This is a genomic window from Streptomyces sp. NPDC111802 (assembly GCF_055634335.1).
Genome location: NZ_JBVKCZ010000006.1, coordinates 51,289 through 77,807, shown reverse-complemented (window position 1 = coordinate 77,807; position 26,519 = coordinate 51,289). Strand labels below are relative to the sequence as shown.

Genomic DNA, 26,519 nt, shown 5'->3' with positions numbered 1-26,519 from the left:
GGGGCACGCCAGACGTGCGGGGTCCTTTGCGTCGGTTGGGGGTGAGTGCGCCCGTTGTGTGGCGTACGAGAGCTACGTCCGCGGAGTCATGCGGGTGCTACGTCCAATGAGCCATACGGCGCTGTCAGCCCCGGTACGACAGGCCATGGCCGACCGGATACAGCACCCGCGTCGGATCGTCCGCCCGCTGCACCGGCACCGGCAGCCGCCCGCGCGGCGCCGCCCGACCGGCGATCACCCGTGCCGCCGCTCGCAGTTCGACGTCGGTCCAGGAGTAGGAGGCCAGGTAGGCGCGGACGTCGGGCAGATGCGCCACGTCGTACGGGTTGCGGATCGCCACCGCCACCACAGGCCTGCCCGTCGCGAGGAGCTGCGCGACCAGCGTCCGCTGCGAGCTGCCCGCCGTGACGTTGTACGTCCCCACCACGACCGCGTCCGCCTCCCCCGCCGCCGCGACGGCCTGGGCGATGGTTGCGGCGGAGGGCGCCGTGCCGGTGGACAGGGCGGTCGCCGTGAAGCCCAGCTCGGTGAGGGCGGCGGCGAGCACACCGGTCGGCGGTCCCGTCGTACCGGAGGGTGAGGCCGGGTCGGCGCCGACGACCAGCACCCTGGGGTGGGTCCGGCGGGACAGCGGGAGCACAGGCCCCTCGTTGACCAGCAGGGTCGTCGTGCGCTCGGCGATGCGGTCGGCGGCCTTGAGGTGGGACGGGGTGCCGACGTTCCGGTCGACGCCGCCTTGGCTGACGTACGGCTCCTCGAACAGCCGCAGCTTCGCCTTCAGCCGCAGGACCCGCAGGACCGACTCGTCGAGGCGTGCCTCGGTCAACTCGCCGTCCTGGACGGCCTTGAGGACCGCGTTCCACGCGATGTCGAGGTTCGGCGGGTTGAGGAGCTGGTCCACGCCCGCCTTCAGCGCGAGGACGGGGACGCGGTCGTCGCCGTACTTCGTGCGTACGCCCTGCATGCCGAGCGAGTCGGTGACCACCAGCCCGTCGTAGCCCAGCTCCTCGCGCAGGATGCCGGTGAGGATCGGGCGGGAGAGGGTGGCCGGGTCGCCGGAGTCGTCGAGGGCCGGGACCATGATGTGCGCGGTCATGATCGAGTCGATGCCGGCGCGGACGGCGGCCCGGAAGGGCGGCGCGTCGAGCTGGTTCCACTGCTCGCGGGTGTGGGTGATGACCGGGAAGCCGTAGTGGCTGTCGACGGCGGTGTCGCCGTGGCCGGGGAAGTGCTTTGCGGTCGCCGCGACCTGACGCGCGTGCTGGTATCCGGCCACCTCGGCGGCGACCATGCCGGCCACCGCTGCCGGTTCGGCGCCGAAGGAGCGGACACCGATGACCGGGTTGGCCGGGTTGACGTTCACGTCGGCCACGGGGGAGTAGTTCTGCCGGATGCCGAGCGCCCTGAGTTCCTGCCCGGCGATCCGGCCGAGGGTGCGGGCGTCGGCGCGGGAGCCGCCGGCGCCGATGGCCATGGCGCCCGGGAAGAGGGTGGCGGGCTCGCCGACGCGGCAGACGATGCCGTGCTCCTGGTCGGTGGAGATGAGGACGGGCAGGCCGCGGGGCTGGGAGAGGGACGCCTTCTGGATGCCGTTCGACAGATCGGCGATCTGGTGGGGGTCGCGGGTGTTGTGCGCCCAGGTGAAGTAGATGATGCCGCCCACGCGGTACTTGGCGACCAGCTCGGCGGCCGTGCGGACGCCGATCTCCTTGAGGTTGGCGTCGATGTCGGCCTGGTCGGGGGCGGTCGCGGAGTGGCCGTAGACCCGCATCACGAAGAGCTGGCCGACCTTCTCCGGCAGGGTCATCCGGGCGATGAGGGCGCGCAGTGTCCGGTCGTCGGGGGCGGCGGCGTGGGCGGTGCCGCCGAGGGCCAGGGCGGTGGTGATGCCTGCGGTGGCCGCGAGGACCGTACGTCTTGAGGGCGTGGCGGTGTTTCCCGTGCTTCCCGTGCTGGTGTCGGGCACGTGCGCTCCTTTCGGAGGTGGTGCGCTGAAGGAAACTTCCGAGAAGTCACCAATAACCGGAAGGTTTCTGCCAGTCAAGGGAATGGGCCGTAACCGGAACAGGGACCGTAACCGGAAAGGGGCCGCCATCGGCGCAGTTGGAGGGGGGCGCGCCGATGACGGCGTGCTGCCGGCCGCGGCACGGCGGAGAGGGTGTGGTCAGCGATCGCAGCCAGCAGCGAGGGCCGACACCGCACCACGGTGACTCTCCGGCAGCTCGCCGGTTGGACGGGCGGGGGTGAGGGTGGGTTCCCCGGGGTGGCTGAATCGGCGAAAGTCGGTAAAGCGCGGGTTCGCCGGGGCCCACGTGACGTGTGGGCAACGGACGCGGGTCCGGTGCGGGTCCATCCCGTGGACGTCCCGGCGCCGGGTCCGGGGTCCGGGCGATCATGAGCGCATGCCCGTAGTCGCGATCCCCGGTTCCAAGTCCATCACCGCCCGCGCCCTGTTCCTGGCGGCCGCGGCCAACGGTGTCACGACCCTCGTACGGCCGCTGCGCTCGGACGACACGGAGGGCTTCGCCGAGGGACTGACCCGGCTCGGCTACCGGGTCGGCCGGACCCCGGGCACCTGGCAGATCGACGGCCGCCCGCAGGGCCCCGCGGTCGCGGAGGCCGACGTCTACTGCCGCGACGGCGCGACCACGGCCCGCTTCCTGCCGACGCTGGCCGCAGCCGGGCACGGCACCTACCGCTTCGACGCCTCGCCCCAGATGCGCAGACGTCCGTTGGCGCCTTTGAGTTCGGCTCTGCGCGACCTGGGCGTGGACCTGCGGCACGAGGAGAAGGAGGGCCACCATCCGCTGACGGTCGTGGCGGCCGGCGTCGAGGGCGGGGCGGTGACGCTGGACGCGGGTCAGTCGTCGCAGTACCTGACGGCGCTGCTGCTGCTCGGCCCGCTGACCCGCGAGGGCCTGCGGATCACCGTCACCGACCTGGTCTCGGTGCCGTACGTCGAGATCACGATCGCGATGATGCGGGCGTTCGGCGTGGAGGTACGCAGGGAGGGGGACGTCTTCGTGGTCCCGCCGGGCGGCTACCGCGCCACGACCTACGCCGTCGAGCCCGACGCCTCGACCGCGAGCTACTTCTTCGCGGCGGCGGCCGTCACGGGCGGCGAGGTCACGGTCCCGGGCCTGGGCGAGGGCGCGCTCCAGGGCGACCTGGGCTTCGTCGACGTCCTGCGGCGGATGGGCGCGCGGGTGTCCGTGGGCCCGGATGCGACGACGGTGCGCGGCACGGGCGAACTGCGGGGCATCACCGTCAACATGCGCGACATCTCCGACACCATGCCGACGCTGGCCGCCATCGCGCCGTTCGCCTCCGGCCCTGTGCGGATCGAGGACGTGGCGAACACTCGGGTGAAGGAGTGCGACCGGCTGGAGGCGTGCGCGGAGAACCTGCGGCGGCTGGGGGCGGAGGTGGCGACGGGCCCGGACTGGATCGAGATTCGCCCGGGTGCCCCTCTCGTGAGCGGCGCGGAGATCAAGTCGTACGGCGATCACCGCGTCGTGATGTCCTTCGCGGTGACGGGGCTTCGGGTGCCGGGTGTCTCGTTCGACGACCCGGGGTGCGTACGGAAGACCTTCCCGGGATTTCATGAGGAGTTCGCGGCGTTGCGGGCACGGCTGTGAGACAGGTGGGCGTGCCAACATCGGCGCCATGACCGCATACCTCATCCTCCACGGCTGGCAGAACCACCGCCCCGAGGACCACTGGCAGCACTGGCTCGCCGACCGGCTCACCGACCTCGGCCACCAGGTCGTCTATCCGCCGCTTCCGGACGCTGACGACCCCGAACTGGAGGTCTGGCTGGCGGAGTTGGGGCGCCATCTGGCCGGGCTCGACGCGGGGGCGGAGCGGGTGGTGGTCGCGCACAGCCTGTCCGCCGTGCTGTGGCTGCACGCCGCCGCGCGCGGGATGCCGGGGCTCGACGCCGCGGACCGGGTACTGCTGGTCGCGCCGCCGTCCGGCAGCGTGCTGGCCCGGTACACGGAGGTCGCCGGGTTCGCCCTGCCGGCGCTGGGGTCGGTGGAGGCCGTGGGGGCCGTGGGGGCCGCGGAGTCCCTGGAGGCCCCGGAGTCCCTGGAGCTCAGCCTCCCCTGCCCCACCCGCCTGGTCGCAGGCGACGACGACCCGTACTGCCCGGAAGGCGCCGACACCCTCTACGGCACCCCGCTCGCCATCCCCACCGACATCCTCCCGGGCGCCGCCCACCTGGACCTGGACGCGGGGTACGGGTCATGGCCCGCGGTGCTGGGGTGGTGTCTCGATCCGACGGTGCCGCTTGTGGGGCGTCCGGTGTGATGGGCCGGTGCGGCGGTTTCGGGGGCGCCGGTCAGGGTGCCTCCGGCGTACCCACCCCGTCCCGCAGCTCCGGCGTAGCGGCACTCACGTAGGCCACCGCCAGCACGCACAGCAGGCCGCCCGTGACCAGGGCCGTCGCGCCGGAGGACCAGCCGGCGACCAGGCCGCCGCGCAGGTTGCCGAGATGTGGGCCCGCCTGGCCGACGATCTGCTCGGCGGCCGTGACCCGGCCGAGCAGGGCGTCCGGGGTGCGGGTCTGGACGATCGTGCTGCGCGACACGACCGACAGGGCGTCCGCGGCACCGGCCACCACCAGCAGCCCGAGCCCCACCCAGGGGTCGGTCATCAGCCCGAACAGGGCCAGCGCCGCGCCCCAGGTCCCCGCCCCGCACAGCATCACCAGCCCGGGTCGGCCCAGCCGGGTCACCGAGCCCGACAGGGCCGTCGCCGTGACGCCGCCGACCGCCACGGCCGACAGGAACAGGCCGAGGGTGCGCGGGTCGCCGCCGAAGCGTTCGGCGTTGACCAGCGGGAAGAGACTGACCGGCATGGCGAGGACGGTGGCGGCGAGGTCGGTGACGAGCGCGCCGCGCACCACCCGGTGACCGGCCAGGAAGCGCAGTCCGTCCATGACGCCGTGCAGTCCGGCCCGGGAGGGCTCGCCCTCGGGCTGCAGCGCGGGCAGGCCGAAGGCGCCGTGGAAGGCGAGGCCGAAACTGAGGGCGTCCAGCACATAGCAGACACCGACACCGAACCAGCCGAGGAACAGCCCGCCCAGCGCAGGGCCGAGCAGCATCATCGCCTGACCGGTGACGGCGTTGAGGGCCAGCCCCGCCGCCACCTGCTCCTTCGGCAGCAGCCGGGGCACGAACACGCCCGCCGCCGGCCCGCCGACCGCGCCGAAGCAGGCCCCGGCCGCCACGAGCACGAGGATCCCGCCCACCGATACGCCCCCGGTGAAGCCCTGCACCGCGAGCAGCAGCGCGCAGACCGCCTGCCCGACCGTCGCGACGAGAAAGATCCGCCGCCGGTCACCGCGATCCACCCACGCCCCGGCGAACAGCCCCACACACACCATGGGCAGCGCCTGCGCCAGCCCGACCGCACCGCTCCAGACCGTGCTCCGCGTCAGATCCCAGACCTGGTACATGACGGTGACCATGGTCATGAAGCTGCCGAGCACGGACACCGTCCGCCCGATCAGCAGCCGTCGGAAGACAGGAGAGGTCCGCAAGGGCCGTACGTCGATCAACGTACGCGCGAGGCTCATGACGGCATGACGGAGCGGGGGGTGGTTTCGGGCACGAGGGGGGACGCTATACGGCGGCCGTCGCGCCGGGCGAGTGAATTACCGCGCGGCGGCGCCCACGGCCGGTGCCGCCCACGGCGCCGGTGCCGTCTACGCCGATTCGTTCAGCAACCGCGAAAGGTGCTCCCGGCCCTTGCTCAGCAACCCGTCGAGAGGCGCGGCCTCCTCGTACCACCGCTTCTCGTACTCCCAGCACAGCCAGCCGTCCCAGCCGTGCCGGGAGAGGACCTCCACGCACTCGGCGAGCGGCAGCACCCCGGCGCCGAGCGGCAGGGGGGTCGTGTCGTCGGCGGAGGTGATGTCCTTGACCTGGACATAGCCGAGGTACGGGGCGAGGGCGGCGTAGCTCTCGCTGGGCTGCTCGCCGCCCAGCCAGGTGTGCATGACGTCCCACAGCGAGCCGACGTGACGATGCCCCACCAGGCCGAGCACGCGGATCGCGTCGGCCGCGGTGCGGTGCGAGTCGTGGGTCTCCAGCAGAATCCGTACGCCCATGTCGGCGGCGTACTCCGCGGCCGTACCCAGGCGCCGCGCGGCGATCGCGTCCGCCGACTGCCAGCTCTGCTCGGGATCGGCACCCGGGAAGACCCGGACGAAGGGCGCACCGAGGTCATGGGCGAGATCGACGAGCTGACGGATCTCCTCGATCACGGGTCCGTCGTCCCCGGGCGCGGCGACCCTGACGTACCCGGCGAGCCCCAACAGCTCGACCCCGGCGGCCTTGAACTCGGCCGCCACGTCCGCCCGTTCGGCGGGCCCGAGCCCCGGGTGCACGGGCTCCTCCGGATGCGTGCGCAACTCGACCCCGTGATATCCGCACGCGGTCGCGAGCCGCAGCACGTCGGGCAGGGGGAGACCGGGGACGCCGAGGGTGGAGAACGCCAGTTTCATGCATCCACCTTGCCAGGGAAACGGAGGGACGCCCATCCGGCCGGACGATCGGCAGGTCAGGATGCCCCACGCGGAGCGGCTTTTCCACAGTTGACGCCCGGGGGCCGAGGCGTCGATATGATGCCGAAAATCACCCGCATGATGCCGAAATCGGCAGGGGCGTGAGCGTGCGTGAGTGTGCGAGGGGGGAAGCATGCGGCTCGGTATCACCGTGCTCGATGACGACGGGGGACAGCTTCGCGCTCTGCACCGTTGGCTGTTACGAGACCCCGACACCGCGGGCGAGACCCTCGTCCTGCGCGCGAGGAACGCGACACCGGGAGCCATGGGCTCCGGCCTGGACCTGATCGACGTCGTGCTCAGCAACGCGGTGGGCCTCGGCGGACTGCTCCTGGCCGTGGCGAGCTGGCGCCAGTCGCGGGCGAACGGACCGAGCGTCCAGGTGGAACGCGACGGCGTCACCGTGACCGTGCGGGGCGCCGACGCGGAGCAGATCGAACGGCTGGTGCGGCAGCTGACCACCCCGGCCACCCAGCCGGACGACGACACGGCGGCCCCGACGACGTCCGGCCCCGAGCGACCCCGGTCATGAGCGGACTCTCGGAGCCCGCGCTCAGCAGAGCACTGCTGATCGGCGCGCACTCCTTCACCGAACCCGGCCTCGAACCGCTGCCCGCCGTCTCCCACAACCTCACGCGCCTGGCGGAGCTCCTGCGCGACCCCGACGTGTGGGGTCTGAAGGCCGACCATGTGCGTGTGCTCGCGGAACCCGACCGCGACCAGGCGCTGGGAGAGGTCGCCCGCCTCGCCGCCGAGGCCGAGGACACCCTGCTCGTCTACTACGCGGGCCACGGCTTCGTGCACGACCTGTCCAACGAGCTCTACCTGGCCCTCCCCCGCACCAACCCCCGGCAGCTCTTCAGCGCCCTGCGCTACCAGGACATCCGTGAGCTCCTGCTCGACCCGCAGACCCGGGCCCGCCGCAAGGTCGTGATCCTGGACTGCTGCTGGAGCGGCCTCGCCCTGCACGGCGCGATGTCCACCTCGGGACTCGGCGGGATGTCCGACATCAGCGGCACGTTCGTGCTGACCGCGACCTCCGAGACCAGGACGGCGCTGGCACCGCCGGGGGAGACGTACACCGCGTTCACCGGCGAGCTGATCGGCGCGCTCGAACACGGGATCCCGGAGGCACCGCCGCTGCTCACGATGATGACGCTGTACGAGCATCTGTACGGCGCCCTGGTGGCCAAGGGCAGGCCGACGCCCCAGCAGCGCAACGGCAACACGGCGGGCGCGATCGCACTGGCGCGCAACCGCCACCGGCCGCCCGACGAGCCGCCCGAGCCGCCCGAGCCGCCCCAAGGCCCACCGGGCGAGGAGGCACCCGCCGCGCAGGCCGAGGGCACGGCTCGTTCCTCGTGGGCACGAAGGCGTGGAGGGCGGGTCAGCCGCCGGACGGTCGTGATGATGGTGTCCACCGCGCTGGTCGCGGCACTGGGAACGCTTCCCGTGACGCTGGACTCGGTCTTCGGCGAGGGCTCGAAGGACGGGGCGTCGGACGGCGCGGGATCCGGGGCCGCCGCGGGGAACAGCCTCACCGTGGGGATCGGCGTGAGCGCCCCCCTGAGCGGTGAGTTCGCCGTCCTGGGCGAGGGAATCAAGAACTCGGCCGAGCTCGCGGCGAAGAAGGCCAACGAGGAACACTTCGTCCCGGGCGTCACCTTCAAGATCCAGGCCAGGGACGACAAGGGCCTGACCGCCACGGGGCGGGAGGTCGCCACCAGGTTCGTCGCCGACTCCGGCATCGTCGGAGTAGTGGGGCCGCTCACCTCCGGCATCGCGGCGGATACGCAGAAACGCATGTCCGATGCCCGACTGCCCCAGATCTCGCCCGCGAACTCCGCCCCCGAGCTCACGCTGGGCGCGAACTGGCTGGTGGGCAAGCGGTCCAGGCCGTACGACACCTACTTCCGCATGGTGCCCAACGACATGGATCAGGGGCCCGCCGCGGCCAGACATCTCTACGAATGGGACGGACGTCGCAAGGCTTTCGTCATCGACGACGGACAGACCTACGGCGTGTCCTTGGCCGAGACCTTCAAGGCGGCCTTCCGTCAGGAGGGCGGGGATGTCGTGGGCGAGACCCATGTGGACCACGACCAGCGGGACTTCACCGAAGAGGTGAAGCGGGCCCGTGCTTCGGGCGCCGACGTCGTGTACTTCGGCGGCGAGTACGGCGCCGGGGCCCCGCTGAGCGAGCAGTTGCACGCAGCGGACCCCGACATCCGCATGGCGGGCGGTGACGGCCTCTTCTCCAGCGACTACATCTCCCGGGTCGGCAGCGGCGGGACAGGGGACATCTGCACCGTCGGCGTGGTCATGCCGGAAAAGCTCGAATCCGCCAAGTCGTTCATCGCCGACTACACGAAGACCGACCATTCGGCTCCCTACGGCGCCTACGGGGGATACGCCTACGACGCCACCTGGGCGCTGATACGCGCCTTCAAGGAGGGTGTGCGCATCACCGGTGACAAGCTGCCGACGACGGCCCGCGAGGACCTGCGCAAGGCCGTGCAGGCGGTCGAGTTCGACGGAGCGATGGGACGGGTCGGCTTCGATCGCTACGGCGACGCCATCACCCGGCGAATGCAGGTCTACGAGGTGCGCGACGGCGACTGGTCGAGCACATGACCCGGCAGGTCACTCCGGCGCACCTTGCAGATCCAGTCGCCAGTCCTGGCCGTTCAGGTCCTTGCCGAAGGAGCGGTGGGGTTTCTCGGCGGTGAGGACGAAGCCGTGGCGTTGGTAGACGCGGCGGGCCGCGGCCAGGATGTCGTTGGTCCACAGGACTAGGTCGCGGTAGCCGACGCCGCGGGCGAAGTCGACGACCGCCGCCACGAGTCGGTCGCCGATGCCGAGGCCGCGGGCCTCGGGCTCGACCAGCAGCAGTCGCAGGCGGGCCGTGGCGGGCGCCTCGTCACGTACGCACATCACACAGCCCACCGGCCGGCCGTCCAGCTCGGCGATCCACACCCGCTCCAGATGGGGGTCGTGGTCCTCCGCGAAGTCGGCGACGATCCTCGCGACCAGTCCCTCGTAGTCGGCGTTGAAGCCGTACTCGACGGCGTACAGCGCGGCGTTGCGCTGCACGATCCAGCCGAGGTCGCCGGGGCCGGGCTCGCGCAGCAGGACGTCCTCGCGGCGGGGCGGGCGGCCGTCGGACAGGATCGTGCGGACGGTCGTCATCGCCTCGGCGAGGCGTGGCCGGTCGGCGGCCGGCACGGTCGACAGCAGCGAGCCGACCGATTCGGTCGCCCGCTCCTCCAGCAGCTTGCCGGTCTCACGGCCGCGCTCGGTGAGCGTGACGCGCCGACGCCTCGGGTCCTGCCGCGAGGGGGCGCGCTCGATGAGCCCGTCCTGCTCGAACTTGTTCAGGATCCGGCTCAGATACCCCGCGTCCAGGGACAGCTCGGTCCGCAGGTCGGCGGCGTCCGTACGCGGGGAGTGCGCGAGCTCGTACAGGACGCGGGACTCGGTGAGGGTGTAGGGGGCGTAGAGGTGGCGGCTGTAGTCGAGAGCGCCGATGACGTTCGTGTAGAAGCGGTTGAAGGCGCGGATGTCGTGGACGGTCATGATCGTCGACCCCCGGATATTTGACTGAGTCAGAGATACCGTCGAGTCGAGCCTAGGACGCCCGCGCCCGGGTGGCTACCCTTCGGCGGCCGGCCGGTAGACGCACACCTGCACGCCCGTCTTCCCGGCGACCGTGGACACGAGCTCGAACGGCCGTTTCCCGCCGTCCTCCGGGAAGATCGACTTGCCACCGCCCAGCAGCACCGGCATCACGACGAGCTGCAACTCGTCGACCAGGCCCTCCTGGATGAGGGTCCGCACGAGCGTGGGGCTGCCCATCATCGCCAGGTCGCCGCCCTCGCTGTCGCGCAGCTCACGGATCCGGGCGACGGCCTCGCCGCCGGGGATGCGCGTGGTGTTGTTCCAGGTCAGCTCCTCGTCGGAAAGCGTGTCGGTCACGACGTACTTCTTCAGCGAGTTCAGCCGGTCGGCGAACGGGTCACCGGCGCGCTCGGGCCAGGCGGCGGCCATCGTCAGATACGTACGACGCCCGTACAACAGCGCCTCGGCCTTCTGCATCGCCGCATCGAAGACACCGCCGAGGACCTCCGCGTCGAAGTAAGGATGCGACCAGCCGCCGTGCGCGAAGCCGCCGTCGGTGTCCTCCTGGGGGCCGCCGGGGGCCTGGACGACGCCGTCGAGGCTGATGAACTCGGTGATCGTGATGCGCATGGGAGTCACTCCTGTTGGTCGGTGGGGCGGTTCGCCCGGATGGCTACGGCAGGAAGACCGGGGCGCGGCCCGGAAATCATCGGTGGTGCCACTCTTTTCGGCTCCGCGGTCCGGTCCCCGCGGCAGGACGGCCTCAGATGCCGTACCGGCCGCTCGCCTTCGCCAGGGCCCATACGTAGTACCAGTTGTCGTGGCGAAGAATGTGCCGGCCGTTCTCGGCCGCCGCCTGGATGATTCCCCAGACGCCACCGGCACCCGCGGCCCCCAGGATGGCCATCGCCGACTGGAAGGCCGGACCGTACACGGCGACCAGCACGGCGCCCACCGTGCCCACCCCCGCTCCGGTCACCGCCACGGCGCGCTTCCTGCGTGCCGCGCTCACCTGTGCGTGCACACCGCGGATCTCGTCCCCGATCCGCAGCCCGATCCTGGTCATCTCCCGTTCGGACTGGACGGCGTCGAGTGCGTCGTCCAGTTCCAGGAACGTCTGCCGCATGAAGCTCCGGAAACCTGTGTAAGAGGCGAATTCCTGGACCGTCAGCCGGCTGAAGTCCTGAAGGCCCACCCCGTCGACGAACGGGAGATCGATCCTCAGCACCGGCCGGACCACCTGGCTCTTCACCGGCTGGGTGTCGTACTCCTCGACGACTCTTCCGTTGCGGACGAGGAAGTCGAGCACGCTCGGAACGGGCCGTTCCTCATAGCTGCCACGGTCCGAAGGCACGGTGGAGTACTCCGAGCTGGTGGTCGAATAGGTCGGCAGATACCAGGCGAGGCCGGCTTTCAGCAGCGGTTCGGCATCGACGATCCAGCGCCCCAGTCCTTCCAGATCGGGGCAGTGCATGGAAAGGCGCTCCGACCTTGTGGTGACCGTGGTCCCCTCGTACATCAAGTCAGGGTCGCGCGTGGGGCTGTCGAACGGATTGAAGACGTCTCTCTCGTGGGACAGCGTCCGGACCAGGTGCTGCGGAAAGCTCGGGCCGTGCGCCAGCAGGAGGGAATCCGCGACCAGTACCCCCCGTTTGGTGAGACGGTCGAGATCTCCGTCGGCGCTGCCCAAACCGATGTGGAAACGCGACAAGGAGAGCTTGTGCTCGTCCACCAGCTCCCGCTTGCGGCTGTTGAAGAGGTATGCACCGTAGGCCTCACCGACAGACCGGGGGTGTCTGCGGTCCTCCGCCGTCAGCTCGCTGAAGAACGCCTTCATGTGTTTCTCGACCGTCGGATTCTGAACGGCCTTCTTGCGCCGGAACACGCCGCGAAGCTATCGCCTGCTGAACACCCGAGGGCGCTTTCTGTCCGGGTGTGACGCATGACACCGACGCCGGCACCGAAACTCCCCCACTTCAGAAAGGAGTTCATACCGTGGTGCCGAACCGTCCGGCGCCCTCACACACAGGGGGCAGCGCCTACTTCCGAGGCCCCCCGGAAGACCCCCGAACCATCAACTCCCCCCGAATCGTCGCGATCCCCCCGGGCGGCGGCTCCTCCCGCCCCATCGCGATCCGCCCGGCCCGCGCCCCCGCCTCCGCCAACGGCAGCCTCACCGTCGTAAGCGAAGGCACCGTGTCGACGCTGAACGGCAGATCGTCGAACCCGGCGACCGACACGTCCTCGGGAATGCGCAACCCGGAGTCCCGCAGCGCCGCGCACGCCCCCAGGGCGACGGAGTCGTTCGCCGCCACCACCGTCGTCAACGACGGGTCGCGGCGCAGCAGTTCCAGCGTCGCCTCGTAGCCGGACTGCCGGTCATAGCGGCCGTACACCGTCCAGCGGGCGTCCTCCTCGATGCCGTGCGCCTGAAGCGCCGCCCGATGCCCCTCCAGCCGGTGCCGGGTCGTCGTGCGCTCCTCCGGCCCCGCGATGTACCCCAACCGCCGATGCCCCAGCCCGATCAGGTGCTCGGTCAGCTCGCGTCCGCCGCCGCGGTTGTCGAAGGTCAGGGCGATGGCGCCGGTCTCCGAAGCCGGCGGCCGCCCGCACAGCACCACCCGTGTCCCGGCGTCCCCCAGCTTGCGCAGCTTGGCCGCGACGGCCGCCGCGTGCGGCGCGTTCTCCACGGCGCCGCCGGTCAGGACGACCGCGGCCGCCCGCTGCCGCTGGAGCAGGGTCAGATACGTCAGCTCGCGCTCCGGCGAACCCCCCGTGTTGCAGACCACGGCCAGACGCTCACCGCCCGCCCGGCCGCCCGGACCCCCGATCTCCGACTGGATCGCGCTCGCCATGATCCCGAAGAACGGGTCGGCGATGTCATTGACCAGGATGCCGACCAGGTCGGAGGTAGCGGCGGCCAGTGAGCTCGCGGGACCGTTCAGCACGTAGTCCAGCTCGTCCACCGCGCGCAGCACCCGCTCCCGGGTGGAGGCGGCGACGGGGTAGTTCCCGTTCAGCACGCGCGACACCGTCGCGGGCGAGACCTGGGCGCGGGCCGCCACGTCCGCCAGGGTCACCGTCATCTCGTCGTCCTCCGGTCGCGCATCTCGTCGTACCACCTGTCGTACGTGTGTGCTCACCACGTGTTCGCAGACAGGACCTGCCCCCTCGTAGACAGGCCATCCGCAGTCACGGTTCCGTGTATGTCGAGCAGACCTTAAGGCCAAGAACCCCGGTTGTTCGTCCCCTCGAACAACTCAACCCCGTCACGGTCTTGTCTCCACCGCTGCTCAGAGGCTAGCTTCTCATCAGATAGAAAGCGCTTGCTGTGACGCTCAGCAGGGTAGGGCGTACTCGGCGCGCACAACCGCGTACGAATCGCGCACGAACGCTGCGTACGACACCTACGAAGGGAATGACGTGACACGCAAGACGGTGCGTATCGCCATGAATGGTGTGACCGGGCGCATGGGCTACCGCCAGCACCTGGTGCGCTCCATCCTGGCCATCCGTGAGCAGGGCGGCCTCGACCTCGGCGACGGCACCGTGCTGTGGCCGGAGCCGATCCTGGTCGGGCGCCGCGAGTACGCCCTCAAGGCGCTCGCCGAGCGGCACGGCCTGGACCCGGGGAACATCTCGACCGACGTGGACGCGGTCCTCGCCGACCCGACCGTCGAGATCTACTTCGACGCCCAGGTCACCTCCGCCCGCGAGGAGGCGATCAGGAAGGCGATCGCCGCCGGCAAGCACATCTACACCGAGAAGCCGACGGCCACCGGGCTGGAGGGTGCCCTGGAGCTCGCGCGGCTCGCCGCCGACGCCGGCATCAAGCACGGCGTGGTCCAGGACAAGCTGTTCCTCCCGGGCCTGCTCAAGCTCAAGCGCCTCATCGACGGCGGCTTCTTCGGACGGATCCTGTCCGTCCGCGGTGAGTTCGGCTACTGGGTCTTCGAGGGCGACTGGCAGACCGCGCAGCGCCCGTCCTGGAACTACCGCGCCGAGGACGGCGGCGGCATCGTCGTCGACATGTTCCCGCACTGGGAGTACGTGCTGCACGAGCTCTTCGGCCGCGTGAAGTCCGTGCAGGCCATCGCCACCACCCATATCCCGCAGCGCTGGGACGAGAACGACAAGCCCTACGACGCCACCGCCGACGACGCCGCCTACGGCATCTTCGAGCTCGACGGCGGCGCGATCGCCCAGATCAACTCGTCCTGGGCCGTGCGCGTCAACCGCGACGAACTCGTCGAGTTCCAGGTGGACGGCACCGAGGGATCCGCCGTCGCCGGTCTGCGCAACTGCCGCGTCCAGCACCGCGGCATGACGCCGAAGCCGGTGTGGAACCCGGACATCCCGGCCACCTACTCCTTCCGCGACCAGTGGCAGGAGATCCCGGACAACGACGACTTCGACAACGGCTTCAAGGCCCAGTGGGAGCTGTTCCTCAAGCACGTCCACGCCGACGCCCCCTACCACTGGGACCTGCTCGCCGGCGCCCGCGGCGTCCAGCTCGCCGAGCTGGGCCTGAAGTCGTCGGCCGAGGGCCGCCGTCTCGACGTACCGGAGATCCAGCTGTGACGATCCGACTCCCGGACTTCCAGGGGGGCTTCAGGGCGTACGAGCCCCGCCAGGAGCCCCTCGCCGTCAGCCCCGGCTCGCCCTTCACCTCCCGTACGGTCTTCTCGGCGGCGCATGTCGTCGCCGACCCGTACGCCGACACGAGCCTCGACTCGCCCGCCGCCGTCGACTGGGACGCCACCCTCGCCTTCCGCCGCCATCTGTGGTCCCACGGGCTCGGCGTCGCCGAGGCCATGGACACCGCCCAGCGCGGGATGGGCCTGGACTGGGCGGGCGCGGCCGAGCTGATCCGGCGGTCCGCGGCGGAGGCCCGAGGCGTGGGCGGCCGTATCGCCTGCGGCGTCGGCACCGACCAGATCGCCGCCGGATCTCTGATGGAGGTCCGCGCGGCCTACGAGGAGCAGCTCGCCGTCGTCGAGGAGAGCGGGGCCCAGGCGATCCTGATGGCCTCGCGGGCGCTGGCCGCCGTGGCGCAGGGCCCCGAGGACTATCTGGAGGTCTACGGCCATCTGCTGCGCCAGTCCGCCGAGCCGGTGATCCTGCACTGGCTGGGCCCGATGTTCGACCCGGCGCTGGAGGGCTACTGGGGCTCGTCCGACCTGGACACGGCGACGGACACCTTCCTGGCGGTCATCGCCGCGCACCCGGACAAGGTGGACGGCATCAAGGTGTCGCTGCTGGACGCCCGGCGGGAGATCGACATCCGCCGGCGCCTCCCGCAGGGCGTGCGCTGCTACACGGGCGACGACTTCAACTACCCCGAGCTGATCGCGGGCGACGAGAAGGGCTTCAGCCACGCCCTGCTCGGCATCTTCGACCCGCTGGGCCCGCTGGCGGCGCAGGCGGTGCGCGTCCTGGACACGGGGAACAAGGCCGGATTCCGGGAGCTGCTCGACCCCACGGTCGAACTGTCCCGGCACCTCTTCCAGGCCCCGACCCGCTTCTACAAGACGGGCGTGGTCTTCCTGGCCTGGCTGGCCGGCCACCAGACGCACTTCACCATGGTCGGCGGCCTGCAGTCGGCCCGCTCCCTCCCGCACTTCGCCCGCGCCTACGAACTCGCCGACGGACTGGGCCTGTTCCCGGACCCGAAGCTGGCGGAGGAACGGATGAAGAACCTGCTCTCCCTGTACGGAGTGGCCCAGTGAGCACCGCCGATCTCTCCCGCTTCTCCATCAACCAGATGACCGTCAAGCAGCTGTCGATGCCCGAACTGGTCGAGGAATGCGGCCGGTTGGGCATCGGCAACGTCGGGCTGTGGCGCGAGCCCGTCCAGTCGTACGGCCTGGAGGCCACGGCCAAGCTGGTCCGCGAAGCGGGCCTGACGGTCACCACCCTGTGCCGCGGCGGCTTCTTCACGGCGATCGACCCGGCCGAGCGCGCGGCGGCCCTGGACGACAACCGCCGGGCCGTCGACGAGGCGGCCACGCTGGGCACGGATGTCCTGGTGCTGGTCTCCGGCGGCCTGCCCGCCGGGTCCAAGGACCTGCACGGCGCCCGGGAGCGGATCGCCGACGCGCTGGGCGAGCTGGGCCCCTACGCCGAGGAGCGCGGTGTGAAGCTGGCGATCGAGCCGCTGCACCCGATGTACGCCGCCGACCGCTGCGTGGTGTCGACCCTGTCCCAGGCCCTCGACCTCGCGGAATGCTTCCCGGCCCGGCAGGTCGGCGTCACGGTCGACACGTACCACATCTGGTGGGACGACACGGCGCCGGCGCAGATCGCCCGGGCGGGCGCGGGTGGCCGTATCCACACCTTCCAACTCGCCGACTGGACGACCCCCTTGCCGGAAGGCGTGCTCACCGGGCGCGGTCAGCTCGGGGACGGGGCGGTCGACATGCGGGAGTGGCTCGGCTACGTGGCGGCGGCGGGCTACGACGGCGCCATCGAGGTCGAACTGTTCAACGACGGGCTGTGGGCGCGGGACGGGCGGGAGGTGCTGGCGGAGACGGCGGCGCGGTTCGTGGAGCACACGGCTTAGGGCAGGCGGCGCCTGGCGGGTCGCCAACGGCTCATGTGCCGTTGCCGTTGCCGTTGCCGTTGCCGTTGCCGTCGCCGTCGCCGTCGGCGTCGGGGGGCGGCGGTCTACTTCCCGGCCGCCCGTTTCGTGAGCACCGCCAGCATCCCCGGAATCACCATCTCGACCGTCCGGGACACCGCCGCCGCCGGCAGCCCCGTCTTCCGGGACACCGAGCCTGCGACCGGTTCGGCCTCCTCGGCCAGCAGCCCGGCCATGAGGCCGCCGGTCGCGAAGCCGCCCACGGTGGCCACGCCGGTGAGCGGGGCGTCGTGCGGGGTCGCCACGGTCTCCGCCTCGTCGGACAGCGCCGACACCGTCGTACAGATCATCTGCCGGGCACCGGACTCGTCCGTGCCCAGCAGTCCCGCGATATCTCCGATCAGGTCATCGCCGAGCTCGTCGAGCACGTCGTCCTGGAGGGATGTGAGGGGGTTTTCGTCTAGCTCTTGCATGTCTGAAACGCTACGTCTGCCCGGTATTACCGGCACCCCGAGGAGGGTCGGGAATATGCCGGAAAAAATCCTCAGAAATCCTCGGAGTCCGTACAACCCTTCCCCCACCTTGCGGGTCGTACTTGGCATCAGGACTTCTCGGAGGGGGATCTGGGGGGATCGCGGGGGTTCTGTGGGAGGGGAAATCCGAGGGGCTCGGTCGACGGACCGGGCCCCTCGAAATGTTCCCGGGCCTTCAGCTCGGCACGGTCCCGGGGTCCTCAGCTCGTCGCCCCGGCGCTGTCACTCGTCGCCCGGTGCCGTCAGAAGAAGACTCCGCAGCGCAGCAGAACATTCGCGTACGGTTGCGCCTCCCCGGTCCGTACCACCAGCCGCGCACCGGCCGACAGCTCCTTCAGCCGCTGGTGCGGGACCAGCTCCAGCCCCGGAAACTCCCCCTCCAGCAGCGCGGCCGCCGCCGGATTGGCGTCCCGTGTCTCCTTCGCCGCCGTCGCGCCCTCCACGACCAGCTCGGCCAGCAGACCGTCCAGTACCTCGGCGAACGACGGCACCCCGGCCCGGAACGCCAGGTCCACGACCCGGGGGCCGTCGGGTATCGGCATGCCCGCGTCGCAGACCAGGACACCGTCGCCGTGGCCCAGCTCGGCGAGGGCGCCGGAGAGGTGGCGGTTCAGGATGCCGGCCTTCTTCACGCCTCCTCGACCTCCGCGGCCGTGGGGAAGGACGCCTGCGCGCCCTCCCGGGTCACGGCCACCGCCCCGACCCGCGCCGCGTACGCCGCCGCCTCGGTCAGTGACTCGCCCGTCCCCAGCCGCCAGGCCAGCGCGGCCGTGAACGCGTCGCCCGCGCCCGTCGTGTCCACCGCGTCCACCTTCACCGACGCCACCCGGGTCACACCCGCCGCCGAGGCCACCAGCGCCCCGTCCGCGCCCAGGGTCACGACCACCGAGCGGGGGCCCTTGGCCAGCAGGATCCGCGCCCAGTCCTCAGGCGTCTCGCCCACCGCCGAGTCGCCGAGGATCACCTTCGCCTCGTGCTCGTTCACGATCAGCGGGTCGCAGGCCGCCAGCACCTCGGCCGGCAGCGGGCGGGGCGGGGAGGGGTTCAGCACGAAACGGCTGCCGTCCGCCAGGCTGCGGACCACCTCCACGACCGTCTCCAGCGGGATCTCCAGCTGGGCCGACACCACCCGGGACGCCTGGAAGAGGCTCGCGGCGGCCCGTACGTCCTGCGGGGCGAGCCTGCCGTTCGCGCCCGGCGAGACGACGATGCTGTTGTCCCCGGACGGGTCGACCGTGATCAGCGCGACGCCGGTCGGAGCGTCGCCCACCAGCACGCCCACGGTGTCCACGCCGGACTCCCGCTGCGAGTCGAGCAGCAGCCGGCCGTGCGCGTCGTCGCCGACCCGGGCCAGCAGGGCCGTCCGGGCCCCGAGCCGGGCGGCCGCGACCGCCTGGTTGGCGCCCTTGCCGCCCGGGTGGACGGCCAGATCGGAGCCGAGCACGGTCTCGCCGGCCCCCGGCCGACACTCGACGCCGATCACCAGGTCGGCGTTGGCCGACCCTACGACCAGGAGGTCGTAGTCGTACATGAGGTTGCTCCCCTGATAGTCCCCGCGGTGACGTGCGGCGGGCGGCCGTCACCAGGTCCATGCTCCTGCAACGACCGCCCGCCCGTTCGCCGTTCCCCGATGTCAACCGGATGTCATCCGCGGACCGGCGGACATCAGCCGCTGAAGCCCGCCACGTTCTCCTTCGTGACCACCTTCACCGGCACCTTCACGGTCTGCTCGACCTTCTTGCCCTGAAGGGCCCTGAGCGCGTTGTCCACGGCGATCCGGCCGAGCTGGGTCGGCTGCTGTGCGACGGACGCGTAGAGCGTGCCGCCCTCGACCGCCTTCAGGCCGTCCGGCGTGCCGTCGAAGCCGACCACCGAGACCGACTTGCCGGCCTTGGAGCCCAGCGCCTTGATCGCGCCGAGCGCCATCTCGTCGTTGGCGGCGATGACACCCTGGACGTCCGGGTGGGCCTGGAGCAGGTTCGACATCACGTCGAGGCCCTTGGTGCGGTCGAAGTCGGCGGGCTGCTGGGCGACGACCTGGATGCCCGGGTACGCCTTGAGGCCGTTCGCGAAGCCCTGGGCGCGCTCGCGCGCGGCGGAGGTGCCGGCCTGGCCCTGGAGGATCACGATCTTGCCCTTGCCGCCCAGCTTCTCGGCGATCGACTTGGCGGCGAGCTCACCGCCGGCGACGTTGTCGGAGGCGACCAGGGCATCCGTCTTCGCGTTGTTGACCCCGCGGTCGACGGCGATGACCGGGATCTTCGCCTTGTCGGCGGCCTTCACGGAGTTGCCGGCCGCGTCCGAGTCCACCGGGTTGACGATGATCGCGCCGACGTTCGAACTGGTGAAGTTCTGCAGCTGGTTGGCCTGCTGGGAGGCGTCGTTCTGGGCGTCGGTGACCGTCAGGTCCACGCCCAGCCGCTTCGCCTCGGCCTGGGCGCCCGCCCGGATCTGCACGAAGAAGGGGTTGTTGAGGGTGGACAGGGACAGCCCCATCTTCTGCGTGGACGACGAGGAGGAGCCGTTGTGCAGGAAGGAGGTCGCGCCCACGATCGCCACGGTGACGACCGCCGCGAGCGCGTACGTCCCCGCCTGTCTGCCCCTGCCTCCCTGGGAGGTGCCGGCTGCCACGGGAGTCGCCCCCGCCTTGCGGCGCAGTGTGTCGAACAGCACCGCCAGCGCGATCACGACCCCGATGACGACCTGCTGCCAGAAGGCGGACACGTTCAGCAGGTTCAGGCCGTTGCGCAGCACCGCCAGGATCAGCGCGCCGATCAGCGTGCCGGACGCCTTGCCGGTGCCGCCCGCGAGCGAGGCGCCGCCGATGACGACCGCGGCGATCGCGTCCAGCTCGTAACCGTCGGCGGCCTGGGGCTGCGCGGAGGACAGCCGCGAGGCCAGCACGACGCCCGCGACGGCGGCGAACACGCCGGACAGGGCGTAGATGGCGAGCTTCTGCTTCTTCACCCGCAGCCCGGACAGGCGAGCGGCCTCCTCGTTGCCGCCGATCGCGTACATCGAGCGGCCGATGTAGGTCCGGCCGAGCACGAACGCGGCGATCAGGCCCATCACGACCATCACGAGCACCGGCACCGGCAGCCAGCCGCCGAGCGTGTCACCGAGGTGCGAGACGGAGCCGGGGAAGGGGATCGGGGAGCCCTCGGAGATCACCAGCGACAGACCGCGGGCCACCGAGAGCATCGCGAGCGTCGCGATGAACGGCGGGAGTTTGCCGTACGAGATGAGGAAGCCGTTGACCAGACCGGCCACGATGCCGGTCGCGACGGCCAGCAGCACCGCTATGCCGACCGGCACCCCGTGCGAGGTCGCGCTCCAGGCGAGGACGGTGGCCGACAGGGCCGCCACCGAGCCGACCGAAAGGTCGATGCCGGCCGAGACGATCACGAAGGTGACACCGAAGGCGAGGATCGCGGTCACGGCCGCCTGGACGCCGACGTTGAGCAGGTTGTCGGTGGTCAGGAAGTCGCCCGACAGCGCCGACATGGCGACGACGAGGACGATCAGCGCGGTGAGCGCGCCGTTGTCGAGGAGCAGGCGAGGCACGCCGCTCGTGGCGCCACCGGCGCCCGTAGTGCTCTTGAGCGTTTCAGCGGCCACGAGCGGCCTCCTTGTCGGACGTGGGGTTGCTGACGTCGGTCGTGTTGGGATTGCTGACGGCGAGGGCCATCACGGAGTCCTGGGTGGCCTCGGCGGCGGACAGTTCGCCCGCGATCCGGCCCTGCGCCATCACCAGCACCCGGTCGCTCATGCCGAGCACCTCGGGCAGATCGCTGGAGATCATCAGTACGGCGGCGCCGGCGGCCGTGAGTTCATTGATGAGCTGGTAGATCTCGACCTTGGCGCCGACGTCGATGCCGCGCGTCGGCTCGTCGAGGATCAGCACCTTGGTGTTCGCGAGCAGCCACTTGCCGATGACGACCTTCTGCTGGTTGCCGCCGGAGAGCGTGCGCACCTGCTGCCCCAGCCCGGCCATCCGCACGCCCAGCTGCTCGGCGATCCGGGCGGCGGCCGCGCGCTGGCCCCTGAGGTCGACGAGCCCCGCGCGCGTGGCCGAACGCAGCGTCACCAGGCCGAGGTTCTCCTCGACCGAGGCGGCCGGCACGAGCCCCTGGCCCTTGCGGTCCTCGGGCACCAGCCCGACCCCGGCCGCCATGGCCGCGCTCACGTCGTGGCGCCTCAAGGAGGTCCCGGAGACCTTCACGGCCCCCTTGTCGTACGGGTCCGCCCCGAACACCGCCCGCACCACCTCGGTACGTCCGGCGCCGACCAGCCCGGCGATGCCGACCACCTCACCGGCGTGCACCTCGAAACCGACGTCATGGAAGACGCCGTTGCGGGTCAGTCCCTCGACGGTGAGCAACGCGGCGCCCTTGTCGGCTCGTTCGCGCGGATACTGCTGCTCGATCGAGCGGCCCACCATCAGCCGTACGAGTTCGTCCTCGGGGGTGGAGGCGGGGACCTGCCCGACGGACCTGCCGTCGCGGAGGACCGTGACCCGGTCGCCCAGGGCGGCGATCTCCTCCAGGTGATGGGTGATGAAGACGACCCCCACGCCGTCCTCGCGCAGCGTGCGCACGATCGCGAAGAGCTTGTCGACCTCCTCGGAGGTCAGTACGGCGGTCGGCTCGTCCATGATGAGCACGCGCGCGTTCAGGCTCAGCGCCTTGGCGATCTCGACCATCTGCAGGCGCGCGATGCCGAGTTCACGCACCCGCGCGCGTGGCGACACATGGACGCCGACCCGCTTCAGCAGGACCTCGGCGTCGGCCTCCATCCGCTTCCGGTCGATCATCCCGAAGCGGCGCGGCTGGCGCCCCAGGAAGATGTTCTCGGCGACCGTGAGATCGGGTACGAGATTGAACTCCTGGTAGATGGTGGCGATCCCGAGCCGCTCGGAGTCCTGCGCACCGTGGACGCGCGTCTCCTCACCGCCGACCAGGATCCGTCCGGCGTCGGGCGTGTAGGCACCGGAGAGCATCTTGATGAGGGTGCTCTTGCCCGCGCCGTTCTCACCGAGGAGGACGTGCACCTCGCCCCGGCGCAGATCGAAGTCGACGCCGTCCAGCGCGACCACGCCCGGGAAGGTCTTCCGTATGCCCTCGATGCGCAGCAACTCGTCCTGGCTGCTCACGACGTGCTCCTTTGCACTGGGGTGGGGTTCTCGCCGCACGAGCGGCGTACGACAAGGCGGGCGGGGAGGGTGACGGACTCGCCGGGGCGTCCCTCGATGCGGTCCACCAGGGCCCGTACGGCGGCCCGGCCCAGCTCGCCCGTCGGCTGGGCGATGGCGGTGATCGGCGGATCGGTGTGCACGAACCACCGGATGTCGTCGAACGCGGCCAGCGCGAGGTCGTCCGGCACGCGCAGCCCACGCGCGCGTACGGCGTCCAGCGCGCCGAGCGCCATCAGGTTGTCGGCCGCGAAGACGACCTCGGGCGGCTCGGGCAGGTCGAGGAAGCCCTCGGTGACCCGCCGCCCGCTCTCGGCCTGGAAGTCGCCCCGGCCTGTGTAGGCGTCGGGGAGTTCGAGGCCGTAGGCGCCGAGCGCCTCCCGGAATGCCTCCACGCGCTCCCGGCCGGTCGTGGTCGCCGCCGGTCCCGCGATGATCGCGAGCCGCCGGTGCCCGAGCCCGTGCAGATGCGCCACCAGGTCCCGTACGGCGGCCCGCCCGTCCGAGCGCACCACCGGCACGTCCACGCCCGGGATCCACCGGTCCACGAACACCATCGGCGTCCCCGCCCGCGCGGCGTCCAGCATCAGCGGCGACCCGCCGTCGGTGGGGGAGACGAGCAGCCCGTCGATACGGCGGTCGAGCAGGTTCCGTACGTGATGGTCCTGGAGGTCGGGCCGCTCGTCGGCGTTGCCGATGATGACGCTGTAGCCGAGCGCGCGGGCCTCCTCCTCGACGGAGCGGGCCAGTTCGGTGAAGTAGGGGTTCAGCACGTCGCTGATGACCAGGCCGAGGGTGTGGGTCTGGTCGGTGCGCAGGGAGCGGGCGACGGCGTTCGGGCGGTAGCCCAGGGTCTCGACGGCGGCCAGCACGCGCGCGCGTGCCTCGGCGCTGACCGACGGATGGTCGTTCAGGACCCGCGAGACCGTGGCGACGGAGACCCCCGCCTCGGCAGCGACGTCCTTGATGCTCGCCATCGCCGCTCCACCTCCTTGTGGATCGTTCGTGGTCGATGGTCGTGAAATCGACGTGGAATCGATTACATCGACGTGTACGGAGGATTGGAATCGATTACACGCGGGTTAATCAAGCCCTCAACCACATCCCGAGACCGGATCGTGATGTCGCGGCCCACCGCGGGGCGGTTCAGCCTGGAAGAGCGGGGGCCGACTTCGAGGGCCCTCGTGGGCCGGGAGTGGAGGAGCCATGACGGCAGCGGCTCACGACGACGTACCCGTCACCCTCGGTGGTGACGGCGTGGAGGTGCGCACCAAGTCCATCGGCGGCGGTATGTCCGTCGGCTACATCAGCTTGCCCGAGGGCACGGACATGGGTCCCGCCCTCAAGGGCCTGGCGGACGACGCCTGTCCTTGCCCGCACTGGGGCTATCTGCTGAAGGGTCGGCTGCGGATACTGACGCCCGAGGGCGAGGAGCACTACGAGGCGGGCCAGGCGTACTACTGGGGCCCCGGCCATGTCCCCGTGGCCCTGGAGGACTGCGAGTTCGTGGAGTTCTCGCCGACCGCGGAGTTCCAGGCGGTCCTCGACCACGTGAAGTCGCAGTCGGCGTGACGGCCGCCGGCCGCTTCGTCCACGGGCGCCCCGCGTTGTCGGACCCGAACGGTAGCGTCGGACCATGTCCAATCAGGCGGGGGTCACCACAGACGAGCGACGAATGGCCGTGCTCGAAGGCGTCCTGGAGCGCATCACCTACGCCAACGAGGAGAACGGCTACACGGTCGCCCGCGTCGACACCGGAAGAGGCGGCGGCGACCTGCTCACCGTCGTCGGCGCACTGCTCGGTGCGCAGGTCGGTGAGTCCCTGCGGATGGAGGGGCGCTGGGGGTCCCACCCGCAGTACGGCAAGCAGTTCACCGTCGAGAACTACACGACGGTGCTGCCGGCCACCGTCCAGGGCATCCGCCGCTATCTCGGCTCCGGCCTGGTCAAGGGCATCGGCCCGGTCTTCGCCGACCGCATCACCCAGCACTTCGGGCTGGACACCCTGAAGATCATCGAGGAGGAGCCCAAGCGGCTCATCGAGGTGCCGGGGCTCGGCCCCAAGCGCACCAGGAAGATCGCCGACGCCTGGGAGGAGCAGAAGGCGATCAAGGAGGTCATGCTCTTCCTCCAGACGGTCGAGGTGTCCACCTCCATCGCCGTGCGCATCTACAAGAAGTACGGCGACGCCTCGATCTCGGTCGTGAAGAACCAGCCGTACCGTCTCGCCGCCGACGTGTGGGGCATCGGCTTCCTCACCGCCGACAAGATCGCCCAGTCCGTCGGCATCCCGCACGACAGCCCGGAGCGCGTCAAGGCGGGCCTGCAGTACGCCCTTTCGCAGGCCACCGACCAGGGCAACTGCTACCTCCCCGAAGAGCAGTTGATCGCCGACGCGGTCAAGCTCCTCCAGGTCGACACCGGACTCGTCATCGAGTGCCTGGCCGAACTCGCGCAGGTCCCGGAGGACGGCGGCGACCCCGGTGTCGTACGGGAGAGGGTGCCGGGAGCCGACGGCGCCTCGGAACCGGTCACCGCCATCTATCTCGTCCCCTTCCACCGGGCCGAACTCTCCCTCTCCGCCCAGCTGTTGCGCCTGCTGCGCACCGACGAGGACCGGATGCCGGGCTTTGGTGACGTGGCCTGGGACAAGGCGCTCGGCTGGCTGAAGGGCCGTACGGGCACCGACCTCGCCCCCGAGCAGGAGGCCGCCGTCAAGCTGGCCCTGACCCAGAAGGTCGCCGTGCTCACCGGCGGCCCCGGCTGCGGCAAGTCCTTCACGGTCCGGTCGATCGTGGAGCTGGCGCGGGCGAAGAAGGCGCGCGTGGTGCTGGCCGCCCCCACCGGCCGCGCCGCCAAGCGCCTCGCCGAACTCACCGGTGCCGAGGCCTCCACCGTCCACCGGCTCCTGGAGCTCAAGCCCGGCGGAGACGCGGCGTACGACAAGGACCGCCCGCTCCAGGCCGACCTGGTGGTGGTCGACGAGGCGTCCATGCTGGACCTGCTGCTGGCCAACAAGCTGGTCAAGGCCGTACCGCCGGGCGCCCATCTGCTCTTCGTCGGCGACGTGGACCAGCTGCCGAGTGTCGGCGCGGGGGAGGTCCTGCGGGACCTGCTCGCCGATGACAGCCCCATCCCCGCCGTCCGCCTGACGCGTGTGTTCCGGCAGGCCCAGCAGTCGGGCGTGGTGACCAACGCCCACCGGATCAACGCCGGGCAGCACCCCCTCACCGACGGCATGAAGGACTTCTTCCTCTTCGTCGAGGACGACACGGAGGCGGCCGGCCGGCTCACGGTGGACGTGGCGGCCCGTCGGATTCCGGCCAAATTCGGGCTCGACCCGCGCCGGGACGTCCAGGTGCTGGCCCCCATGCACCGCGGCCCGGCGGGCGCCGGCACGTTGAACGGCCTGCTCCAGCAGGCCATCACCCCCGGACGCCCCGATCTCGCGGAGAAGCGGTTCGGCGGCCGGGTCTTCCGCGTCGGCGACAAGGTCACCCAGATTCGCAACAATTACGAGAAGGGGGAGAACGGTGTCTTCAACGGCACCGTGGGCGTGGTCACCTCGCTCGATCCGGTCGACCAGCGCCTGACGGTGCTGACGGACGAGGACGAGGAGGTGCCGTACGAATTCGACGAACTGGACGAACTGGCGCATGCGTACGCGGTGACGATCCACCGTTCACAAGGAAGTGAATATCCCGCAGTGGTGATCCCCGTCACCACGGGAGCATGGATGATGCTCCAGCGGAATCTGCTGTACACGGCGGTGACCCGCGCCAAGCAGCTGGTCGTCCTCGTGGGTTCGCGCAAGGCGATCGGCCAGGCGGTGCGCACGGTGTCGGCCGGGCGCCGCTGCACGGCACTCGACTTCCGGCTCGCGGGCTCCTGAACCCTGCTTCCGGCCCCCGGTCGGGCCCCCTGCTGACCTGCCGTTTCATGAGGCATCGAAAAAAATGATCGATCAAATGAGTCGTGAAGGTCACAGAGCACTTCCAGATGGGGAAAACAGCGGGCAGGATGACA

At 70.9% G+C, this 26,519-nt stretch carries 22 protein-coding genes; 9 read left to right on the top strand and 13 right to left on the bottom strand.

What is annotated here, in order from left to right:
- Nucleotides 1–124: 124 nt before the first annotated feature.
- Nucleotides 125–1,966, bottom strand: coding sequence for a glycoside hydrolase family 3 protein (locus ACZ7NC_RS08045; protein ID WP_471485957.1), 1,842 nt, complete (start codon nt 1,964–1,966; stop codon nt 125–127).
- Between the two features lie 436 nt (nt 1,967–2,402).
- Here ACZ7NC_RS08045 and aroA point away from each other — a divergent pair, with 436 nt between their 5' ends.
- Together aroA and ACZ7NC_RS08035 are read left to right on the top strand one after the other, a co-directional pair.
- Complete coding sequence (aroA, locus tag ACZ7NC_RS08040; RefSeq protein ID WP_471485955.1) at nt 2,403–3,638, top strand: 3-phosphoshikimate 1-carboxyvinyltransferase; 1,236 nt, start codon at nt 2,403–2,405, stop codon at nt 3,636–3,638.
- A 28-nt stretch (nt 3,639–3,666) separates the two neighbouring features.
- Nucleotides 3,667–4,311, top strand: coding sequence for an RBBP9/YdeN family alpha/beta hydrolase (locus ACZ7NC_RS08035; protein WP_471485953.1), 645 nt, complete (start codon nt 3,667–3,669; stop codon nt 4,309–4,311).
- Nucleotides 4,312–4,342: 31 nt separating this feature from the next.
- Here ACZ7NC_RS08035 and ACZ7NC_RS08030 read toward each other — a convergent pair whose 3' ends face one another.
- On the bottom strand, nt 4,343–5,581 hold the full coding sequence (locus ACZ7NC_RS08030; protein WP_471485952.1) for an MFS transporter: 1,239 nt from the start codon (nt 5,579–5,581) through the stop codon (nt 4,343–4,345).
- A gap of 129 nt (nt 5,582–5,710) precedes the next feature.
- Entirely contained in the window at nt 5,711–6,511 is an 801-nt protein-coding gene (locus tag ACZ7NC_RS08025; RefSeq protein ID WP_471485951.1) for a sugar phosphate isomerase/epimerase family protein, read from the bottom strand.
- A gap of 193 nt (nt 6,512–6,704) precedes the next feature.
- On the opposite strand from ACZ7NC_RS08025, the gene ACZ7NC_RS08020 reads away from it, so the two are divergent.
- Nucleotides 6,705–7,103: an effector-associated constant component EACC1 gene (locus ACZ7NC_RS08020; protein ID WP_471485949.1), complete on the top strand. Its 399-nt coding sequence runs from the start codon at nt 6,705–6,707 to the stop codon at nt 7,101–7,103.
- Nucleotides 7,100–9,205, top strand: a complete 2,106-nt coding sequence (locus ACZ7NC_RS08015; protein ID WP_471485947.1) for a caspase, EACC1-associated type — start codon at nt 7,100–7,102, stop codon at nt 9,203–9,205. Before ACZ7NC_RS08020 ends, ACZ7NC_RS08015 begins: the two co-directional genes overlap by 4 nt.
- A gap of 9 nt (nt 9,206–9,214) precedes the next feature.
- Here ACZ7NC_RS08015 and ACZ7NC_RS08010 read toward each other — a convergent pair whose 3' ends face one another.
- From ACZ7NC_RS08010 to ACZ7NC_RS07995, 4 genes are all read right to left on the bottom strand, one after another.
- Complete coding sequence (locus ACZ7NC_RS08010; protein WP_471485945.1) at nt 9,215–10,147, bottom strand: bifunctional helix-turn-helix transcriptional regulator/GNAT family N-acetyltransferase; 933 nt, start codon at nt 10,145–10,147, stop codon at nt 9,215–9,217.
- A gap of 75 nt (nt 10,148–10,222) precedes the next feature.
- Nucleotides 10,223–10,819: a dihydrofolate reductase family protein gene (locus ACZ7NC_RS08005; RefSeq protein ID WP_471485943.1), complete on the bottom strand. Its 597-nt coding sequence runs from the start codon at nt 10,817–10,819 to the stop codon at nt 10,223–10,225.
- Nucleotides 10,820–10,952: 133 nt separating this feature from the next.
- Complete coding sequence (locus tag ACZ7NC_RS08000) at nt 10,953–12,074, bottom strand: hypothetical protein (RefSeq protein ID WP_471485942.1); 1,122 nt, start codon at nt 12,072–12,074, stop codon at nt 10,953–10,955.
- 154 nt (nt 12,075–12,228) lie between these two features.
- On the bottom strand, nt 12,229–13,275 hold the full coding sequence (locus ACZ7NC_RS07995; RefSeq protein WP_471485941.1) for a LacI family DNA-binding transcriptional regulator: 1,047 nt from the start codon (nt 13,273–13,275) through the stop codon (nt 12,229–12,231).
- A 337-nt stretch (nt 13,276–13,612) separates the two neighbouring features.
- Here ACZ7NC_RS07995 and ACZ7NC_RS07990 point away from each other — a divergent pair, with 337 nt between their 5' ends.
- Genes ACZ7NC_RS07990 through ACZ7NC_RS07980 form a run of 3 tightly spaced genes read left to right on the top strand, consistent with a single transcriptional unit; the run spans nt 13,613 to nt 16,751 of the window.
- The gene (locus tag ACZ7NC_RS07990; RefSeq protein ID WP_471485939.1) at nt 13,613–14,770 is read left to right on the top strand and encodes a Gfo/Idh/MocA family protein; all 1,158 of its coding nucleotides are present in this window, start codon (nt 13,613–13,615) and stop codon (nt 14,768–14,770) included.
- Nucleotides 14,767–15,918, top strand: coding sequence for a dihydrodipicolinate synthase family protein (locus tag ACZ7NC_RS07985; RefSeq protein WP_471485938.1), 1,152 nt, complete (start codon nt 14,767–14,769; stop codon nt 15,916–15,918). Before ACZ7NC_RS07990 ends, ACZ7NC_RS07985 begins: the two co-directional genes overlap by 4 nt.
- Nucleotides 15,915–16,751 (top strand): sugar phosphate isomerase/epimerase family protein, encoded by an 837-nt coding sequence (locus ACZ7NC_RS07980; protein WP_471485937.1) that lies wholly within the window; start codon nt 15,915–15,917, stop codon nt 16,749–16,751. Before ACZ7NC_RS07985 ends, ACZ7NC_RS07980 begins: the two co-directional genes overlap by 4 nt.
- Nucleotides 16,752–16,855: 104 nt before the next feature.
- On the opposite strand, the gene ACZ7NC_RS07975 is transcribed toward ACZ7NC_RS07980, so the two are convergent.
- From ACZ7NC_RS07975 to ACZ7NC_RS07950, 6 genes are all read right to left on the bottom strand, one after another.
- Entirely contained in the window at nt 16,856–17,242 is a 387-nt protein-coding gene (locus ACZ7NC_RS07975; protein ID WP_471485935.1) for a DUF937 domain-containing protein, read from the bottom strand.
- A 302-nt stretch (nt 17,243–17,544) separates the two neighbouring features.
- A complete protein-coding gene (rbsD, locus tag ACZ7NC_RS07970; RefSeq protein ID WP_471485934.1) occupies nt 17,545–17,934 on the bottom strand; it encodes a D-ribose pyranase in 390 nt (129 codons plus the stop codon).
- Nucleotides 17,931–18,833, bottom strand: coding sequence for a ribokinase (locus ACZ7NC_RS07965; RefSeq protein ID WP_471485933.1), 903 nt, complete (start codon nt 18,831–18,833; stop codon nt 17,931–17,933). Before ACZ7NC_RS07965 ends, rbsD begins: the two co-directional genes overlap by 4 nt.
- Before the next feature lie 134 nt (nt 18,834–18,967).
- Entirely contained in the window at nt 18,968–20,920 is a 1,953-nt protein-coding gene (locus ACZ7NC_RS07960; RefSeq protein ID WP_471485931.1) for an ABC transporter permease/substrate-binding protein, read from the bottom strand.
- Nucleotides 20,910–22,454 carry a sugar ABC transporter ATP-binding protein gene (locus ACZ7NC_RS07955; protein WP_471485930.1) on the bottom strand — a complete coding sequence of 515 codons (1,545 nt, stop codon included), beginning with the start codon at nt 22,452–22,454 and terminating at the stop codon, nt 20,910–20,912. Before ACZ7NC_RS07955 ends, ACZ7NC_RS07960 begins: the two co-directional genes overlap by 11 nt.
- Nucleotides 22,451–23,470, bottom strand: coding sequence for a LacI family DNA-binding transcriptional regulator (locus ACZ7NC_RS07950; protein WP_471485928.1), 1,020 nt, complete (start codon nt 23,468–23,470; stop codon nt 22,451–22,453). Before ACZ7NC_RS07950 ends, ACZ7NC_RS07955 begins: the two co-directional genes overlap by 4 nt.
- Before the next feature lie 229 nt (nt 23,471–23,699).
- Here ACZ7NC_RS07950 and ACZ7NC_RS07945 point away from each other — a divergent pair, with 229 nt between their 5' ends.
- Both ACZ7NC_RS07945 and recD2 read left to right on the top strand, forming a co-directional pair.
- Nucleotides 23,700–24,065, top strand: a complete 366-nt coding sequence (locus ACZ7NC_RS07945; protein ID WP_471485926.1) for a cupin domain-containing protein — start codon at nt 23,700–23,702, stop codon at nt 24,063–24,065.
- 64 nt (nt 24,066–24,129) lie between these two features.
- Nucleotides 24,130–26,385, top strand: coding sequence for an SF1B family DNA helicase RecD2 (recD2, locus tag ACZ7NC_RS07940; RefSeq protein WP_471485925.1), 2,256 nt, complete (start codon nt 24,130–24,132; stop codon nt 26,383–26,385).
- The last annotated feature ends 134 nt before the right edge of the window (nt 26,386–26,519 follow it).

Excerpts from the sequence above, each read along its gene's own strand:
- aroA (WP_471485955.1), top strand. The coding sequence starts at position 2,403 with ATGCCCGTAGTCGCGATCCCCGGTTCCAAGTCCATCACCGCCCGCGCC.
- ACZ7NC_RS08035 (WP_471485953.1), top strand. The coding sequence starts at position 3,667 with ATGACCGCATACCTCATCCTCCACGGCTGGCAGAACCACCGCCCCGAG.
- ACZ7NC_RS08030 (WP_471485952.1), bottom strand. The coding sequence starts at position 5,581 with ATGAGCCTCGCGCGTACGTTGATCGACGTACGGCCCTTGCGGACCTCT.
- ACZ7NC_RS08025 (WP_471485951.1), bottom strand. The coding sequence starts at position 6,511 with ATGAAACTGGCGTTCTCCACCCTCGGCGTCCCCGGTCTCCCCCTGCCC.
- ACZ7NC_RS08020 (WP_471485949.1), top strand. The coding sequence starts at position 6,705 with ATGCGGCTCGGTATCACCGTGCTCGATGACGACGGGGGACAGCTTCGC.
- ACZ7NC_RS08015 (WP_471485947.1), top strand. The coding sequence starts at position 7,100 with ATGAGCGGACTCTCGGAGCCCGCGCTCAGCAGAGCACTGCTGATCGGC.
- ACZ7NC_RS08010 (WP_471485945.1), bottom strand. The coding sequence starts at position 10,147 with ATGACCGTCCACGACATCCGCGCCTTCAACCGCTTCTACACGAACGTC.
- ACZ7NC_RS08005 (WP_471485943.1), bottom strand. The coding sequence starts at position 10,819 with ATGCGCATCACGATCACCGAGTTCATCAGCCTCGACGGCGTCGTCCAG.
- ACZ7NC_RS07995 (WP_471485941.1), bottom strand. The coding sequence starts at position 13,275 with ATGACGGTGACCCTGGCGGACGTGGCGGCCCGCGCCCAGGTCTCGCCC.
- ACZ7NC_RS07975 (WP_471485935.1), bottom strand. The coding sequence starts at position 17,242 with ATGCAAGAGCTAGACGAAAACCCCCTCACATCCCTCCAGGACGACGTG.
- ACZ7NC_RS07965 (WP_471485933.1), bottom strand. The coding sequence starts at position 18,833 with ATGTACGACTACGACCTCCTGGTCGTAGGGTCGGCCAACGCCGACCTG.
- ACZ7NC_RS07950 (WP_471485928.1), bottom strand. The coding sequence starts at position 23,470 with ATGGCGAGCATCAAGGACGTCGCTGCCGAGGCGGGGGTCTCCGTCGCC.
- ACZ7NC_RS07945 (WP_471485926.1), top strand. The coding sequence starts at position 23,700 with ATGACGGCAGCGGCTCACGACGACGTACCCGTCACCCTCGGTGGTGAC.
- recD2 (WP_471485925.1), top strand. The coding sequence starts at position 24,130 with ATGTCCAATCAGGCGGGGGTCACCACAGACGAGCGACGAATGGCCGTG.